Origin of the sequence: Thermohalobaculum sediminis (assembly GCF_023487995.1) — a bacterium.
GTDB lineage: Bacteria > Pseudomonadota > Alphaproteobacteria > Rhodobacterales > Rhodobacteraceae > Thermohalobaculum > Thermohalobaculum sediminis.
This window is the reverse complement of the sequence record NZ_JAMFKN010000008.1, coordinates 36,997-53,132: the sequence shown is the minus strand read 5'-3', so window position 1 is coordinate 53,132 and position 16,136 is coordinate 36,997. Positions and strand designations below refer to the sequence as shown.

Genomic DNA, 16,136 nt, shown 5'->3' with positions numbered 1-16,136 from the left:
AACCCCGGGTCAGGGCGTCGCAGGCGTCAGGCGCGCGGCGTGGTGAGCGGCCCCCAGAAATCGGACAGGAAGATCGCGAATCCAGCGATCCATAAAGCTCCGGAACCAAGCACGGAAAGCGTATACCAATCGGTCGCGAGGGTCGACCCCGCCGCCCGGACCAGCGCCGCGGCGGCGATCAGCGCATAGGCCACCGCCGTCGCGCGCGGTGCGACCAGGGGGCGCCCCGTGTGGCCCAGCGTGGCCCGGCTCATCACCGCGAGCGTCATCCCCCCGACCGCGCCGATGCCGAGGACATGGAGCCCCGCGATCTCGCCTGTGAGGCCGGCCCAGCCGAGCCCGAGGATGGCATAGCCTGCCGCCAGCATGGCGAAGCCCAGATGAAGGCTCCACAGGATCGGCTGGCCCAGCACCCAGCCGGTGCGCCAGCCCATCAGCCGCGCCGCCTGCGCCGCCCCGCAGGCCAGCGCCACCGCCGCGAGCAGCATCTCGGGCGCGCCGAGGAGCACCATGAGCGGCAGCAGGATCGCCGTGCCGACGCCGATGGCGTCGAGCGCCGCGGGCGTCTGCGGCAGCCGCGCCTCGACCCCGGCGCGCGTCATCGCGTTGCGGGTGAAGGCGGGCGCGACGCGGCCGCCGATCACTGCGATGGTCGCCGTGACGCCGAGGAGCCCGACCCGAAGCCCGGTTCCCGCCGTGTCGGCCGCAAGCCCGGTCCACTCGAGATGCACCATCAGGTTGCCCGACCAGATGATCGCGAGCACGCCCAGCAGCATCATGTTCTGCGGCTTGGGGCGCCGCGCCAGCTGGAGAGCGATCTTCACCCCAAGAAGCGGCAGGAAGGCGAGATCGGCCACCGCCACCAGCCCCGGCGGCAGGGCACCCGACCACCAGACCGCCAGCCGCCCCGCGAGCCAGGCAGCAGCCGCCGCCGCCAGATACCCGCGCCGGGCGGCGGCCGTGCCGGTCCAGCTTGGAACCGCGGTCAGGAAGAAGCCGCCGAGCACGGCCGCGGCATAGCCGAAGATCATCTCGTGCGCGTGCCACAGATACGGCGCCGGCGCGAAGGGCAGGGCGGGTGCCGCGCCCCGCGCCTCGGCGCCCAGGATACCCAGCCAGATGCCCATCGCCAGCACGGCATAGATGCCGGCGGCGAGGAAGAAGACGCGGAAGCCCTCGCCCAACACGGTGCGCATCGCGGTCTGCATCGTCGTCATTCCTGTGCGGCTCATCCCCGGGCCGCGCGGCGCTTGAGCACCGTGCAGGTGGCGGGGTCGTGATAGATCATCTGGCAGCGCAGGCAGAGCACGCACTCATTGGGGTTGATCCGCCCGATCGGGTCGATCGCGCCAACGGTGCATTGCTGCTCGCACAGACGGCATTCGCGCCCGCATTGCGGCCGGCGGTGCAGCCAGTCGAAAAGTTTCAGCTTGGCCGGGATCGCCAGCGCGGCACCCAGCGGGCAGAGATAGCGGCAGTAGAACCGCTCGATGAATAGCCCCGCGACCAGGAGTGCCACGACGAAGGCCACGAACGGCCAGGCGCGAAGGAAATGCATCGACATCGCGGTCTTGAAGGGCTCGACCTCGGCCAGGATCAGCGCCTGCTCCATCGAGTAGAAGCTGAGGCCCAGGATGGCGATGAAGAGCGTGTACTTTACGGCCCAGAGCCTCTCCTGCACCGCGAAGGGGACCTCGATCTGCGGCACGCGCAGGCGTTGGGCGATCTCGTTGGTGATCTCCTGCAGCGCGCCGAAGGGGCAGAGCCAGCCGCAGTAGACCCCGCGCCCCCAGAACAGAAGCCCGAGCGCGACGAAGCCCCAGAGGAGGAAGATCACCGGCTCGATCAGGAAGGTCTCCCAGCGGAAGCCGGTTAGCAGCGAGTGCAGGAAGGCCACCACCTGCACGACGGACAACTGCCCGCCCGCGATCCAGCCGAGCCAGACCAGCGTGACCGCGAGGAAGGTCATCCGGCCCCAGCGCCACAGCTTCGGGCGGCGCACGAAGCTTTCCTGCAGGAACAGGATGGCCGCGAGCACCGCCAGCATCAGGCCCACGCCGATCACCGTGAGGCGCTTCTTCTCCCAGGCCGAGACCCACAGCGGGGTCTCCGCCGCGAGGGTGGCGGGGGCGAGCCGGAACTGCGCGGGCAGCGTGTAGTCGAGGCCGACCGTCATCGCGACCTCGCCCGTCGCGGCGGGCCGCGTCGCGGTGACCTCGACGCGGAAGGGGCGCGCAGGGTCGATCTGCCCGGCGGGCAGGCGGAAGACGCTGATTTCGCGCAGCTCGGGCGCGCCTGCGATGGCAAGGCGGTCGACCCTGAGGAAATCGGCCTCGGCGGGCACATGGCGCGCGCCGTCCTGGACGATGGCGATCCGCTCGAACTGGCCGGTCTGGCGCCAGGCCGTGCCGCGATGCGACTGCGCGCCCCGCGAGGCGACCATGAGCGCCGCATCGCCCGGCCGCAGCATCGCCATCGCCCGGCTGAAGAGCGGTGCGCCGAGGAGGTTCTGGCCGACCGTGGGCGGGTCGATGATCCCGGCCCAGAGATCGAGGAACGCGCCCTCGCCCGCAGGGAGCGGGACCGTCGAGCCCGCGAGCCCCTCGCGCGCCTCGGCGAGGCCGACCGACAGGGTCGCGAGCCCCCCGTCGGCCACCAGCGCCGCCCAGTCGTGCGGCGCGAAGGACTGCCGGTCGATGCCGCCCGCGCCCGCGGCGAGGCCGCGTGCCGCCGCGAGCGTGCGCGCCGTGCGCAGGATCGCGTCGCGGATCACGCCCGTCGTGACGGTTGCGCGCGAGATCACGTCGGGCAGCCCGCCAGCCGGGGCCGCCTCGCCCGCGACCGCCTCCACCGCGGGCCGCGTCAGGTCGTAGCCGCGGAAGCCGCCGACATAGGCCGCGATATCCGCGGTCGAGATGCCCAGCGTCAGGATCGGCTCATTGTGGCGGACAAGCTCGGCCCCGGCGATCAGGCCCTCGGGCGTCACCGCCACCAGCACGTCGAGCGGGCGCCCGGAATAGCCCACCGATCCCGCGATCTCCCAGGTCGAGCCGATCTCGCCCAGCGCCGCGCCCCCGGCCGTCACCTGCCAGCCGGGCGTGCCCGATGCCGCGCGGGTGACGAGGAGCGGACCGGGATGCGAGAACAGTCGCGCGGCGATCACGGGTGTCGGTTGCGCCGGCTCGATGGTCTCGGCGGCGAAGGGGCCCGCGGCGCGCGCGGGATCGGCGGGCGCGATGCCGGCCGAAGCGAGGGCGAGGCCAAGCCCGGCCGCACGGCAGATCGCGCCGAGGCATTCCCTGAGCCGCATGACGTCCCTCCGTCAACCCGGCTGCGACCCTGCCTGCGGCGCTGGTGTCGCGCGTTGACCGAAGTCAAGGCAGTCGCGCCGGGCGTCGCCGATGTTTCCCCTGCCTCACCAGCGCAACGGAGATCACCGGCATGAACACATTTCGCGAAATCCGCAGGATCGCGCTCTATGCGAGCGTCGCCCTGCCGCTCGCGCTCGCCGCGACCGGATCGCCGGCCCAGGACAAGCCGAAGGGCCACGGCGACACCCCGGCTGCGGCCTACGAGCCCAGCATGACGACGCTCGGCCAGATCCAGGTCGAGATCCCCGGCCGCAAGCCGGGCGATCCCGTGATCACCCCCGAGGAGTTCTCGAAGGCGTCGACGATCTATTTCGAGCGCTGCGCCGGCTGCCACGGCGTGCTGCGCAAGGGCGCCACGGGCAAGGCCCTGACCACCGACATCACGCGCAAGAACGGGTATGAATACCTGCGCGACTTCATCACCTACGGCTCGCCCGCGGGCATGCCGAACTGGGGCACCTCGGGCGACTTCACCGAGGCCGACGTGGACCTCATGGCGCGCTACCTGCTGATCGAGCCGCCGCAGCCGCCCGAGTACGGCATGGCAGAGATGAAGGCGAGCTGGCGGCTGATCGTGCCGCCCGAGAAGCGCCCGACCGCGCCCGAGAACGACATCGCGCGCGACAACCTGTTTTCGGTCACCCTGCGGGACTCGGGTCAGGTCGCGCTGATCGACGGCGGCACCTACGAGATCGTGGGGATCCTCGACACCGGCTATGCGGTTCATATCAGCCGCATTTCGGCTTCGGGGCGCTATCTCTTCGTCATCGGGCGCGACGCCAAGGTCAACATGATCGACCTGTGGATGAAGGAGCCTGCCACCGTCGCCGAGATCAAGGTGGGCTCGGAGGCCCGCTCGATCGAGACCTCGAAGTTCAAGGGCTTCGAGGACAAGTACGCGATCGCCGGCAGCTACTGGCCGCCGCAATACGTGATCATGGACGGCGACACGCTCGAGCCGCTCAAGATCCAGTCCACTCGCGGCATGATCTATGACGAGCAGACCTACCACCCCGAGCCGCGCGTGGCCTCGATCGTGGCTTCGCACTACAAGCCCGAGTTCATCGTGAACGTGAAGGAAACCGGCAAGATCCTGCTGGTCGACTACTCGGACATCCGCAACCTCAAGACCACCGAGATCGAGGCGGAGCGCTTCCTGCACGATGGCGGGTTCGATTCGACCAAGCGCTACTTCCTGGTGGCGGCGAACGCCCGCGGCAAGGTCGCGGTGATCGACACCAAGGAAGGCACGCTGACCGCGCTGGTCGAGACCGGCGGCCAGACACCCCATCCGGGGCGCGGCGCGAACCTCAACCACCCGGTCTACGGGCCGGTCTGGGCGACCTCGCACCTGGGCGACGAGACGGTCGCGCTGATCGGCACGGACCCCGAGGGGCATCCCGACCACGCATGGAAGGTGGTCCAGACGCTCGAGGCGCTGGGCGGCGGCTCGCTGTTCGTCAAGTCGCACCCGACGTCGGACCACCTCTATGTCGACGCGCCGCTGAACCCGGATGCCGAGATCTCGGCCTCGATCGCGGTGTTCAAGGTGTCCGAGCTCGGCGCCGAGAGCCCCGAATACACGGTGCTCCCGATCGGCGAATGGGCCGCGATCGCCGAAGGCCAGCCGCGCGTCGTCCAGGGCGAGTTCAACCAGGAGGGAACCGAGATCTGGTTCTCGGTCTGGAACGCCAAGGACAAGGAATCGGCCATCGTCGTGGTCGATGACAAGACGCTGGCCCTCAAGCACGTGATCAAGGATCCCAAGCTGATCACGCCGACGGGCAAGTTCAACGTGTTCAACACGCGCAACGACGTCTACTGACGCGTCCCGCGCGGGGGCGGCTGCCCGCCCCCGCGCCTTGCTTCCCCGAACTCACGAGGGCGCCATGAAACGGATCGGACGGGTCTACCTGGTCGGCGCAGGCCCCGGCGCCCCCGACCTTCTGACGCTGCGGGCCGCGCGGCTGATCGGAGCCGCCGAGGTCGTGGTCCATGACCGCCTCGTCTCGCCCGAGATCCTCGCGCTCGCCCCCGCCGCCGCCCGCCTGATCCCGGTCGGCAAGGCGCCGCGCAACCACCCCGTGCCGCAGGAGGAGATCAACCGCCTGCTGGTCCGGCTTGCGCTGCAAGGGCGGATGGTGGTGCGGCTGAAGGGGGGCGATCCCTACATCTTCGGCCGCGGCTCCGAGGAGGCGGCCGAGCTTCACGCCGAGGGCATCCCCTTCGAGGTGGTTCCCGGCATCACCGCGGCGCAGGGCGCGGCGGCGGCCACGGGCGTCTCGCTCACCCATCGCGGGCTTGCCTCGGGCGTGCGCTACGTCACCGGACATTGCCGGGCGGACGCGCCGCTCGATCTCGACTGGCGGGGCCTCGCCGATCCCGACACGACGGTGGTCGTCTACATGGGGGCTGCGAACATGCCGCAGATCGCCGGAAAGCTGCTCGAGCACGGCATGCCGGGCGACCTGCCCGCGATGGCGATCGCGAGCGCCACGACCCCGCGCGAGCGCCGGCTGGTCTCGCGCCTCGACACGGTCGCCGACGACGCGACCCGCGCGGGCTTCGACGGGCCGGTGCTGTTCATCATTGGCCGGGTCGTCTGGCTCTACCGCGAGGCGCCGGGCGAGATGGTCGCGCGCCTCGCCGCCGGCGCGCAGCGGGAGGCCGCCTGTGCCTGACTGGCTGGCCCGCCTCGCCCTCGCGCTCGCGGCGCTGCCCTGCGCCGCGATGGCGGGCGAGGTGAGCCCCGAGCGCGCCGCGGCGCTGGAGCGGTTGGTGGTGCAGGACTGCGGCTCGTGCCACGGGCTCACGCTCAAGGGGGGGCTCGGTCCCGACATCGGCTCCGAGGCGCTGGCGGGCACCGAGCCCGAGAGCCTTGCCGCCATCATTCTCGACGGGGTGCCGGGCACGGCGATGCCGCCCTGGCGCCCGCTTATAACCGAGGAGGACGCCCGATGGATCGCCGACTACCTGCTGCGGACCGAGCGCCCGTGAGCCGCACGTCGCGCCCCGGCGGCGGCCTGACCCGGCGCAGCGCGCTGGGGTTGGCCGCGGGGGCATTGGCCGCGCCGGCGCTGGCCGCGTCGCCTGGCGGCGCGGATACGCTGCGTGGCACCGGGGCGCTGGGCGTCGTGGTCGAGCGCGCGACCGGCTCGCTCGTGATCGTCGACCAGATCGCGCGGGCCGCCATCGGACGGGTGACGGAGTTGGGCGACCTTTCGCACGCCTCGGTTGTCTATTCGCCGGATCAGCGCTTCGCCTATGTCTTCGGCCGCGACGGCGGGCTTTCCAAGGTCGACATACTGACCGGCGCGATTGCCGCGCGTGTCATCCAGTCGGGCAACGCCATCGGCGGCGCCATCTCGGACGACGGGCGGCTGGTGGCAGTCTCGAACTACGAGCCGGGCGGCGTGCGGGTGTTCGACGCCGAGACGCTCGCCCCCGTGGCCGACATTCCGACGGGCTCGAAGACCATCGGGCTGGTGGACGCGCCGGGGCGCCGCTTCGTCTTCTCGCTTTGGGATGCGGGCGAGACCTGGATCGCCGACTTCGCGTCGAGCGCGCCCGCGATCACGCGCATCGAGGGGATGGGCAAGAACCCCTATGACGCGCTGATCACTGGCGACGGGCGGCGCTACATCACCGGACTTTTCGGCGAGGACGGCCTGACCGCGCTGGACCTGTGGGAGAGCCCGCCAGCGCCGCGCCGGATCCTGTCGGGCTATGGCCGGGGCGAGGAGCCGCTGCCGGTCTACAAGATGCCGCATCTCGAGGGCTGGGCGCTGGCCGGTGAGCGCTTCGTGCTGCCCGCGATCGGACGGCACGAGGTGCTGTGGGTCGATGCGCGCAGCCTCGAGGAGGTGGGCCGCACCGCCACCCACGGGCAGCCGGTCTTTGCCGTCGCGCGGCCCGGCGGTCGGCAGGTCTGGGTGAACTTCGCGCATCCGCTGAACGACACCGTGCAGGTGATCGACAGCGCCTCGGGCGAGGTGGTCCACACGCTGAACCCCGGCCCCGCCGTCCTGCACATGGAGTTCACCGCCCGCGGCCACGAGGTCTGGGTCTCGGTCCGCGATGCCGGGCGGGTCGATGTCTACGACACCGGGACCTTCGAGAAACGCGCCGAGATCGCGGCCGAGAGCCCCTCGGGCATCTTCTTCACCGCGCGCGCGCACCGGATGGGACTGTGACGATGGGCCTTCGCCTCGACCCTCGCGACCATGCGCTGCTGAACGACTGGCAGCGCGACCTGCCGCTGGTGCCCCGGCCCTATGCCGCCATCGCCGGGGCGATGGGGATCGGCGAGGCCGAAGTGCTGGCACGTCTTGCCGCGCTCGGCGCCGCCGGGGCGATCAGCCGGGTGGGCGGGACCTTCCGGCCGAACACGGCGGGGGCGAGCACGCTCGCCGCCGTCGCCGCGCCCGACTGGCGGATTGACGAGGTGGCCGAGGCAATCGGCCGCCTGCCGGGCGTCAACCATTCCTACCTGCGCGAGCACGAGCGCAACATCTGGTTCGTGGCCACCGGCCCCGACCGCGCGCATGTCGCCGCGACCCTTGCCCGCATCGAGGCCGAGACCGGGCTCGACGTGCTCGACGTGCCGCTGGTGCGGCCGTTCAACCTCGATCTCGGCTTCTCGCTCGACCGCCCCTCGGCGATGCCGGTGCGGCGCGGGCCGGTCGATGCGCGCGCGGTCGAGCCGGGCGATGCCCCAATCCTCCAGGCACTGTCGGACGGGCTGGGGCTGGTGTCGCGGCCCTTCGCGGCACTGGGCGCGCGGCTTGGCCGCTCAGAGGACGAGGTGCTCGCCCGCATCCGGGTGCTGGCGGCGGCGGGCGTGGTGTCGCGCATCGGCATCATCGTGCGCCACCGCGCGCTGGGCTGGCGGTCGAACGCGATGGTGGTGTGGCAGGTGCCCGAGGCCGACATCGCGCGGGCGGGCCCACTGCTCGCCGCCGTGCCGGGTGTGACGCTGTGCTACCAGCGCCGCCCGGTGCCGGGGGTCTGGCCCTACACGCTCTACTGCATGATCCATGCCCGCAGCCGGGCCGAGGCGATCGCCACGCTCGAGCAGGCGGCCGAGGCCGCGGGTCTCGCGGCGACGCCGCACGAGGTGCTGTTCAGCCTGCGCTGCTTCAAGCAGACCGGCGCGCTGATCGCCGGGAATGCTGCGGCCGAGCATCGGGGGGGCGCCGCATGAGCCGCCCTGCCGCGCCCGTCGCGCTGGATGACACCGACCGGCGCATCCTGAACGCGCTGCAGGAGGGCTTCCCCCTCTCGCCCCGCCCCTTCGCCGAGGCGGGCGAGGCGTTGGGGCTGTCGGAGGACGCGCTGATCGCCCGGCTCGCGCGGCTGCGGGAAACTGGTGCGATCACCCGCTTCGGGCCGTTCTTCGACGCCGCCGCCATGGGCGGCGCCTTCTGCCTCTGCGCCATGGCGGTGCCGGCCGACCGCTTCGAGACGGTCATGACCGAAGTCAATGCGCAACCGGAGGTCGCGCATAATTATGAACGTGCGCACCGGCTCAACATGTGGTTCGTCCTGGCCACCGAGACGCCCGAGGGGATCACGCAGACGGCGCGACGGATCGAGGAGGCGACGGGGCTGCCTGTGCTCCTGTTTCCGAAGCTCGAGGAATTCTTCATCGGCTTCCGGGTGGCGGCATGACGATCGACGCGACCGACCGGCGGATCATCGAGGCGACCGGGGCAGGGCTGCCGCTGGCGCCCGCGCCCTATGCCGCCGTGGCCGAGCGTCTGGGCCTCAGCGAGGCCGAGGTGATCGACCGCCTCGCCGCCATGCAGGCGCGCGGCGTCGTGAGGCGCATCGCGCTTGCGCCCAACCACTATGCGCTGGGCCTCGCGGCCAACGGCATGACCGTCTGGGACGTCGAGGATACGGAAGCGAGCCGGCTGGGTCGGCAGGTGGGGGCGCTGGAGTTCGTCACGCATTGCTACCTGCGCCCCCGAGCGCTGCCCGACTGGCCCTACAACCTGTTCGCCATGGTCCATGGCCACGACCGCGCCGAGGTCGAGGAAAAGCGCGCCGCGATCCGCGTGCTGCTGGGGCCCGGCTGCCGGGCGGACGACGTGCTCTATTCGACGCGCATCCTCAAGAAGACCGGGCTGAGGCTGGCCCGACGGGAGGGGTAAGATGTTCCGGCTTTCGCAATACATGCGCGAACTGGTCGAGCCGACGCCGGTGCGTCACCGCCGCGGCCCGGTGCGGCCGGTGGTGATCTGGAACCTCACGCGGCGCTGCAACCTGCGCTGCCGGCACTGCTACACCACTTCGGCCGACGTCGAGTTCCCTGGCGAGCTGACGCACGACGAGGCGATGGCGGTGCTGGAGGATCTGGGCGCCTTCCGCATCCCCGCCCTCATCCTTTCGGGCGGCGAGCCGCTGGCGCGGCGCGACCTGTTCGAGATCGCCGGCCGCGCGCGGCAGATGGGGATGTATCTGTCGCTCTCGACCAACGGCACGGGTGTGGTGCGCGAGACCGCCGACCGGGTGGCCGAGATCGGCTTCGACTATGTCGGCATCAGCCTCGACGGGATCGGGCGGACGAACGACTGGTTCCGCGGGCGCGCCGGCGCCTTCGACATGGCGCTGGCGGGGGTCAGGGCCTGCAAGGCGCGCGGCATCAAGGTAGGGCTGCGCTTCACCATCACCGCCGACAACGCCTCGCAGCTTCCGGACCTGCTCGCGCTCTGCGACGACGAGGGGGTGGACAAGTTCTATCTCTCGCACCTCGTCTATGCCGGGCGCGGCGACAAGCACCGGGGCGAGGACGCGGACCGCAGGCGCACGCGCTGGGCGATGGACATCCTGCTCGACCGCGCCTGGGTGGCGGCGGCCGAGGGACAGCCGCTGGAGATCGTCACCGGCAACAACGACGCTGATGCCGTCTATTTGCTGCGCTGGGTCGAGGCGAACTTCTCGCCCGACAAGGTCGCGCATCTGTGCCGCCACCTGCAGGCCTGGGGCGGCAACAGCTCGGGCGTGGGCGTCGCCAATATCGACCCGCAGGGCAACGTGCATCCCGACACCTACTGGTCGGACTACACCATCGGAAATGTGCGGCAGGCGCCCTTCTCGGCGCTCTGGACGGGCGACGACCCGATGCTGGCGGAACTGCGCAAGCGCCCGCGCCCGCTCAAGGGCCGCTGCGGCGACTGCGCGCATCAGGCCGTGTGCGGCGGCAACACGCGTATCCGCGCGCTGCAGCTGACCGGCGATCCATGGGCCGAGGACCCGGCCTGCTATCTCGACGACGCCGAGATCGGCGTCGATCCGGCCCCGCGCCTCGAAGTCACGCCGTTCCGGGGAAAAAGCCATGATCCGGCGCATCGCTTCAACTAGCCTCGCGCTCGCGCTACTGGCCGCGCCCGTGGGGGCGGAGCCCACGGCGCTCTATGCCGAACACTGCGCCGCCTGCCACGGCGAGGGGCGGCTGGGCGGCACCGGCCCCGCGCTGATCCCCGAGACGCTGACCCGGATGCGCGGCCCGGCACTGGGCGAAGTGATCGCGCGAGGGCGCGCGGCCACGCAGATGCCGGGCTTCGCCGACACGCTGGCCGAGGCCGAGATCGCGGCGCTGGCCGAGTGGCTGCGGGCGCCGCTGGCCGAGGTGCCCGGCTGGGGGCCGGACGAGATCGCCGCGAGCCTGATGGCGAACCCCGACTACCGCGCCGCCGAGGCGCCGGTGTTCACCGCCGACCCGATGAACCTGTTCCTGGTGGTCGAGACCGGCGACAGCCATGTGAGCGTGCTGGACGGCGACCGCTTCGAGGTCATCGACCGCTTCGAGACGCCCTTCGCCGTGCATGGCGGGCCGAAATTCGCGCCCGACGGGCGCTTTGTCTTCATCATGTCGCGCGACGGCTGGGTGCAGAAATACGACCTCTGGAGCTTGGCCGAGGTCGGCCGGGTCCGCGCCGGGCTCAACAGCCGCAACATCGCCATCTCGAAGGACGGCAGGCATCTGGCGGTCGCCAACTACCTGCCGGCGACGCTGACGATCCTGTCCACCGCCGACCTCTCGGTCGAGCGGGTGTTCCAGGTGGCGGACAAGGACGGCACGCCGTCGCGCGTCTCGGCGGTCTACCAGGCGCCGGCGCGCGACAGCTTCATCCTCGCGCTCAAGGACGCGCCCGAGATCTGGGAGATCGCGACAGACCCGAACGCCCCTCCGGTCTACGAGGGCTTCGTGCACAGTCGCGAAAAGGGGATGGTCGAGGGGCTGCCCTCGTCGCAGGGCCTGTTCGCGCGGCGCCGGATCGCGGTGTCCGAGCCCTTGGACGACTTCTTCTTCACCCCCGACTATCGCAACCTGATCGGCGCCTCGCGCGACGGGGCACGCGGCGTGGTGGTGAACCTGACCGTGGGGCGCGAGATCGCGGAACTGCCGCTGCCCGGCATGCCGCATCTGGGCTCGGGCATCTCGTGGCTGCGCGACGGGCGCCGCGTGATGGCGACGCCGCACCTCAAGGAGCCGCGCCTGTCGGTCATCGACACCGAGAGCTGGAAGCTGGTCGGCACCATCGAGACGCTGGGCCCCGGATTCTTCCTTCGAAGCCACGAGAATTCGCCCTATGTCTGGGCCGATGTGTTCTTCGGCCCCAACCGCGACGCGATGCATGTGATCGACAAGCAGACGCTTCAGGTCGTCCGGACCCTGCGCCCCGAGCCGGGCGCGACGGTCGCCCATGTCGAGTTCGACCGCCATGGCCGCCACGCGCTGGTCAGCGTGTGGGAGGACGACGGTGCGATCATCGTCTACGATGCAGCGACGCTCGAGGAGGTCAAACGCCTGCCGATGCGCAAGCCCTCGGGAAAATACAATGTCTGGAACAAGATCACCTTCTCGGACGGCACCAGCCACTGAGCCGGCGGGCGCGGCGTTGATCGTCGCGCACGGCTCGCCCTCGGCCCCCGACGGGCCCGAGGCAGCGATGCGGGCGCTGGCCGCGCGCGTGGCGAAGCACCTCCCCGGCTGGCAGGTGCGCGGCGCGACTCTGGCCGCGCATGGCGCGCTGGGCGCCGCGGTGGGGGCGTTGCGCGCGACCGGCGCGCCGCTTCTGGTCTATCCGCACTTCATGGCCGATGGCTGGTTCGTGAGCGACGAACTTCCCCGGCGCCTGCGGCTCGCGGGCGCCGTCGGGGCCGAGGTGCTGGCGCCGCTGGGCCTCGACCCCGCACTACCCGGGCTGTGCCTACACCGTGCGCGCGAGGGTGCCGAGGCTGCGGGGATCGTGCCGGGTGCCGCGACCCTGCTGATCGCCGCCCATGGCTCGCCCAGCGACGCCCGCCCGCGCGCGGCCGCCGAGCGGGTGGCCCGCGCCGTCGCCGCGACGGGTGTCTTTGCCGCGGTGCGCACGGGCTATGTCGACGAGGCGCCCTATCTCGCCGACGCCGCGCGGATCGAGGGGCCGGCGCTGTGCCTGCCGCTGTTCGCCGGGCGCGCGGGCCATGTCGAGCAGGACCTGCCCGAGGCGCTGGCCGAGGCGGGCTTCGGCGGTCCGCTGCTCGACCCCATCGGCACCGACGAGGGCATCCCCGCGCTGATCGCGGCGGCCCTGGGCGCGCATCTCGAAAGGCGCGCGGCGTGAGCGCGGTACCTCGGGACGGGCGCTGGCCGGTCTGGCGGCTGGGACTCCTGCTCTATCCAGCGGCGGCGGGGACGGTCGCGATCAACCTGTTCTTCCTCGGGCTGATGGGGCAGGCGCTGGGCCTGCCGGCGCTCGACCCGGTGACGGCGCTGATCTGGGCGTTGCCGCTGGGGGTGCCCGCGACATGGTGGGCCGGGCGGCGCCTGCGCCGGCTGATGGACGAGGCCGACGCGGGGCCCGGCGGTCCGCGCGGATGACGCTCCCCGATCTCGACGCCCTGCGCCGCGCCGCCAAGCCCGGCCTGGTCGCGCTTCCGGCGCTGGGGCTCGCGGCCGGCCTCGGGCTCTGGTGGGGCGGGCAGGCGGGCGCGGCATCGGCGGTCTGGATGCTGGCGACCCTGCCGGTTCTGGGCGCGCTGGTCGTCGAGATCGTGACCACCCTGCGCCGGGGCGAGACCGGGCTCGACATCGTGGCGGCGGTGTCGATGACCGCGGCGCTGGTGTTCGGCGAGACGCTCGCCGCCGCGGTCGTCGCGCTGATGTATGCGGGGGGCCAGCATCTCGAGGACTTCGCGTCCCACCGGGCGCGGCGCGAGATGACGGACCTGTTGTCGCGCGTCCCACGCACGGCGCTGCGCCACCGCGATGGCGGGCTCGAGGAGGTGCCGCTCGACGCCATCGCGCCGGGCGACCGGCTGATGATCCGGCAGGGCGACATCGCGCCGGTGGACGGCAGCGTGGCGGGCGGGCTCGCGCTGCTCGACGAATCGGCGCTTACGGGAGAGTCTCTCCCGGTGCGCCGCGGCTCGGGCGAGGCGGTGATGAGCGGCTCGACCAATGCGGGCGGTGCCTTCGACCTCATGGCCACGCGCCGCGCCGCCGAGAGCACCTATGCCGGGATCGTGCGGCTGGTCGAGCAGGCGCAAGCCTCCCGCGCACCGATGGCGCGGATGGCGGACCGCTACGCCATGGGGTTCCTGGCGCTGACGCTGACGATTGCGGGGGTCGCCTGGTCGGTCACCGGCGACCCGATCCGGGCGGTCGCGGTGCTGGTGGTCGCGACGCCCTGCCCGCTGATCCTCGCCGTTCCCGTGGCGCTGGTAGCCGGGCTGTCGCGGGCCGCGCATCAGGGGGTGCTGATCAAGGGCGCCAAGGTGCTGGAGGTGCTGGGTCAGGTGCGCGGCATCGTCATCGACAAGACCGGCACGCTGACCGACGGGCGCCCGGGGCTGGTCGCGATCGAGCGCCACGACACGCTGGCCGAGGACGAGATCCTGCGCCTCGCGGCATCGCTCGAACAGGCCTCGAAACACCCGGTCGCGCAGGCCATCGTCGCCGAGGCGCGTGGTCGCGGGCTCGGCCTCGGCATCCCGGAGGGAGCGGTCGAGACGCCCGGCGAGGGAGTCGACGGCCGGGTCGAGGGTCGCGCCGTGGTGGTCGGCGGCCCCGGCTTCGTGGCGCGGCGGTTGGGGCTCGACGCGCCGGAGGGCGGCGGATCCGAGCCGGGCTCCGTCACGGTCAGCGTGGCGGTCGATGGACAGCTTGCCGCGACGCTGACGCTCGCGGACGCGCTGCGCGCGGGAACGGGCGATTTCCTCGCGGCGCTGAGGCGCCTCGGGGTCGAGCGCATCGTGCTCGCCACCGGCGACCGGCGCGTGGTGGCCGAGGCGGTCACCGAGGGGCTGGGCTTCGACGCAGTGCGCGCGGAACTGAGCCCGGACCAGAAGGTGCTGGTCGTGGTGACCGAGCGCAAGGTCGGCCCCGTGATGATGATCGGCGACGGGGTGAACGACGCCCCCGCGCTCGCCGCCGCCGATGTGGGCGTCGCGATGGGCGCTCGCGGCACGGCGGCCTCGGCCGAGGCGGCGGACGTGGTGCTGCTGGTCGACCGGCTCGACCGCATCCTGCCGGGGATCGAGATCGCCCGGGGCGCGCGTGCCATCGCGATGCAGAGCGTGATGGCAGGGATCGGGCTTTCGCTCGCGGGGATGATCGCGGCGGCGCTCGGCCACATCACCCCGGTGCAGGGGGCGCTGTTGCAGGAGGCGATCGACGTGGCCGTCATCCTCAACGCGCTGCGGGCGCTGCGGATCGGGCCCGGCCGGCCCGAGGCGGGCGAAGCCGTTGCGCGGGCGACCGACCTCCGCGAGACAGGGGGCGGCCGGATGAGACGCTGATGGGCGGCTGATACCGGCTTGCATCGACCGGAACCGATCATGGGGACTTCCGCCGCCCCGGCCTCCGCGCCGGGGCCTCGCACCGCGCCGCCGACGACGTGAGGCCCCGGGGCGAGAACAGCATAGTCATGACGGCATCGGCCGGACTCGAGGAAAAGTCGTCTCAGGCGCCGGGGCCTGATACCTCGCCGACCTCGCCACGTCCCGCGGCGTTGCGCCAGCGCACGATCTCGGCGATCACCGAGACGGCGATCTCGTGCGGATCGATGCCGCCGAGGTCGAGCCCCGCAGGCGACTTCAGCCGCGCGATCCGGTCCGCCGACATTCCTTCCGCCGCGAGGCGCTCGGTCAGCGCCGCCGCCTTGACGCGGCTTGCCACCATCGCGACATGGCGGGCGGGCGACGCGAGTGCCGCCCGCAGTGCCGCGAGATCGCCCTGACCCTGCGAGGCGACGACGACGAAATCGCCCTCGTCCAGCCGCGCGAGGTCCTCGGGCGCGACTGCGCGCGCGCCATCCGTCGCCTCGGCCCCGGTCACGGCCACGCGGTAGCCCATCAGCAGGCCATGCGCGGTGATCGCCCGCGCGATGGGGCTCGCGCCGAAGATCACGAGCTGCGGCGGCAGGCTGTAGGGCTCGATCAGGATGTCGGCCGTGCCGCCCGAGGGGCAGCCGCTGCGGTAGAGCTGCACGCCGTCCGCGTCGGTCATCGTGACCACCTTTTCGGCAGGTTTCACCCGGATCAGCCGGGTCTGGCCGCTCGCCAGCGCCTCGGCCGCCGCACTCCGCACCGCGCGCTGCACGCAGCCGCCGCCGAGATGGCCGAGGACCTCGCCGCCTTCCGTCACCGCGGCCTTCGCGCCCGCCTTCGCCGAGGTCACGTCCGCCGTGCGCACCACGGTCGCGAGGCAGAACGGCCGCCCGGTGCGGCGCAGCCGTTCGATGGTGTCGAAGATGTCGAAGCCGGACATGGCGG

15 protein-coding genes are annotated in these 16,136 nt (G+C 72.1%); 12 read left to right on the top strand and 3 right to left on the bottom strand.

Annotation, left to right across the window (positions count from 1 at the left end; genetic code table 11):
• Positions 1-26 precede the first annotated feature (26 nt).
• On the bottom strand, positions 27-1,217 hold the full coding sequence (locus M1105_RS15460) for an NnrS family protein (RefSeq protein ID WP_319936799.1): 1,191 nt from the start codon (positions 1,215-1,217) through the stop codon (positions 27-29).
• 11 nt (positions 1,218-1,228) lie between these two features.
• Positions 1,229-3,310 (bottom strand): NosR/NirI family protein, encoded by a 2,082-nt coding sequence (locus M1105_RS15455; protein ID WP_249581276.1) that lies wholly within the window; start codon positions 3,308-3,310, stop codon positions 1,229-1,231.
• Positions 3,311-3,441: 131 nt separating this feature from the next.
• On the opposite strand from M1105_RS15455, the gene M1105_RS15450 reads away from it, so the two are divergent.
• The 12 genes from M1105_RS15450 (at position 3,442) to M1105_RS15395 (ending at position 15,161) form a co-directional block, all read left to right on the top strand.
• The gene (locus M1105_RS15450) at positions 3,442-5,196 is read left to right on the top strand and encodes a nitrite reductase (RefSeq protein ID WP_249581275.1); all 1,755 of its coding nucleotides are present in this window, start codon (positions 3,442-3,444) and stop codon (positions 5,194-5,196) included.
• Positions 5,197-5,260: 64 nt separating this feature from the next.
• Positions 5,261-6,052: a uroporphyrinogen-III C-methyltransferase gene (gene cobA / locus M1105_RS15445; protein WP_249581274.1), complete on the top strand. Its 792-nt coding sequence runs from the start codon at positions 5,261-5,263 to the stop codon at positions 6,050-6,052.
• 49 nt (positions 6,053-6,101) lie between these two features.
• Positions 6,102-6,368 carry a c-type cytochrome gene (locus tag M1105_RS15440; RefSeq protein WP_249581427.1) on the top strand — a complete coding sequence of 89 codons (267 nt, stop codon included), beginning with the start codon at positions 6,102-6,104 and terminating at the stop codon, positions 6,366-6,368.
• A gap of 65 nt (positions 6,369-6,433) precedes the next feature.
• Positions 6,434-7,564: a cytochrome D1 domain-containing protein gene (locus M1105_RS15435; RefSeq protein ID WP_406600633.1), complete on the top strand. Its 1,131-nt coding sequence runs from the start codon at positions 6,434-6,436 to the stop codon at positions 7,562-7,564.
• A 2-nt stretch (positions 7,565-7,566) separates the two neighbouring features.
• Entirely contained in the window at positions 7,567-8,574 is a 1,008-nt protein-coding gene (ahbB, locus tag M1105_RS15430) for a siroheme decarboxylase subunit beta (protein WP_249581425.1), read from the top strand.
• On the top strand, positions 8,571-9,041 hold the full coding sequence (locus tag M1105_RS15425; protein WP_249581273.1) for an Lrp/AsnC family transcriptional regulator: 471 nt from the start codon (positions 8,571-8,573) through the stop codon (positions 9,039-9,041). Before ahbB (M1105_RS15430) ends, M1105_RS15425 begins: the two co-directional genes overlap by 4 nt.
• Positions 9,038-9,526 (top strand): siroheme decarboxylase subunit beta, encoded by a 489-nt coding sequence (ahbB, locus tag M1105_RS15420; protein ID WP_249581272.1) that lies wholly within the window; start codon positions 9,038-9,040, stop codon positions 9,524-9,526. Before M1105_RS15425 ends, ahbB (M1105_RS15420) begins: the two co-directional genes overlap by 4 nt.
• A gap of 1 nt (position 9,527) precedes the next feature.
• Complete coding sequence (gene nirJ / locus M1105_RS15415) at positions 9,528-10,736, top strand: heme d1 biosynthesis radical SAM protein NirJ (protein ID WP_249581271.1); 1,209 nt, start codon at positions 9,528-9,530, stop codon at positions 10,734-10,736.
• Positions 10,711-12,261 (top strand): nitrite reductase, encoded by a 1,551-nt coding sequence (locus M1105_RS15410; protein ID WP_249581270.1) that lies wholly within the window; start codon positions 10,711-10,713, stop codon positions 12,259-12,261. The genes nirJ and M1105_RS15410 overlap by 26 nt, the downstream gene beginning before the upstream one ends.
• A gap of 16 nt (positions 12,262-12,277) precedes the next feature.
• Positions 12,278-12,985 carry a CbiX/SirB N-terminal domain-containing protein gene (locus M1105_RS15405; RefSeq protein ID WP_249581269.1) on the top strand — a complete coding sequence of 236 codons (708 nt, stop codon included), beginning with the start codon at positions 12,278-12,280 and terminating at the stop codon, positions 12,983-12,985.
• Entirely contained in the window at positions 12,982-13,242 is a 261-nt protein-coding gene (locus M1105_RS15400; protein ID WP_249581268.1) for a hypothetical protein, read from the top strand. The genes M1105_RS15405 and M1105_RS15400 overlap by 4 nt, the downstream gene beginning before the upstream one ends.
• Positions 13,239-15,161 (top strand): heavy metal translocating P-type ATPase, encoded by a 1,923-nt coding sequence (locus M1105_RS15395; RefSeq protein ID WP_249581267.1) that lies wholly within the window; start codon positions 13,239-13,241, stop codon positions 15,159-15,161. The genes M1105_RS15400 and M1105_RS15395 overlap by 4 nt, the downstream gene beginning before the upstream one ends.
• A 163-nt stretch (positions 15,162-15,324) precedes the next feature.
• Here M1105_RS15395 and M1105_RS15390 read toward each other — a convergent pair whose 3' ends face one another.
• The gene (locus tag M1105_RS15390; protein WP_249581266.1) at positions 15,325-16,131 is read right to left on the bottom strand and encodes an XdhC family protein; all 807 of its coding nucleotides are present in this window, start codon (positions 16,129-16,131) and stop codon (positions 15,325-15,327) included.
• Positions 16,132-16,136: the final 5 nt, after the last annotated feature.

What these genes read in the sequence shown, in the direction of transcription:
- M1105_RS15460 (WP_319936799.1), bottom strand. Translation starts at nt 1,217, where the DNA reads ATGACGACGATGCAGACCGCGATGCGCACCGTGTTGGGCGAGGGCTTC.
- M1105_RS15455 (WP_249581276.1), bottom strand. Translation starts at nt 3,310, where the DNA reads ATGCGGCTCAGGGAATGCCTCGGCGCGATCTGCCGTGCGGCCGGGCTT.
- M1105_RS15450 (WP_249581275.1), top strand. Translation starts at nt 3,442, where the DNA reads ATGAACACATTTCGCGAAATCCGCAGGATCGCGCTCTATGCGAGCGTC.
- cobA (WP_249581274.1), top strand. Translation starts at nt 5,261, where the DNA reads ATGAAACGGATCGGACGGGTCTACCTGGTCGGCGCAGGCCCCGGCGCC.
- M1105_RS15440 (WP_249581427.1), top strand. Translation starts at nt 6,102, where the DNA reads ATGGCGGGCGAGGTGAGCCCCGAGCGCGCCGCGGCGCTGGAGCGGTTG.
- ahbB (WP_249581425.1), top strand. Translation starts at nt 7,567, where the DNA reads ATGGGCCTTCGCCTCGACCCTCGCGACCATGCGCTGCTGAACGACTGG.
- M1105_RS15425 (WP_249581273.1), top strand. Translation starts at nt 8,571, where the DNA reads ATGAGCCGCCCTGCCGCGCCCGTCGCGCTGGATGACACCGACCGGCGC.
- ahbB (WP_249581272.1), top strand. Translation starts at nt 9,038, where the DNA reads ATGACGATCGACGCGACCGACCGGCGGATCATCGAGGCGACCGGGGCA.
- nirJ (WP_249581271.1), top strand. Translation starts at nt 9,528, where the DNA reads ATGTTCCGGCTTTCGCAATACATGCGCGAACTGGTCGAGCCGACGCCG.
- M1105_RS15410 (WP_249581270.1), top strand. Translation starts at nt 10,711, where the DNA reads ATGATCCGGCGCATCGCTTCAACTAGCCTCGCGCTCGCGCTACTGGCC.
- M1105_RS15395 (WP_249581267.1), top strand. Translation starts at nt 13,239, where the DNA reads ATGACGCTCCCCGATCTCGACGCCCTGCGCCGCGCCGCCAAGCCCGGC.
- M1105_RS15390 (WP_249581266.1), bottom strand. Translation starts at nt 16,131, where the DNA reads ATGTCCGGCTTCGACATCTTCGACACCATCGAACGGCTGCGCCGCACC.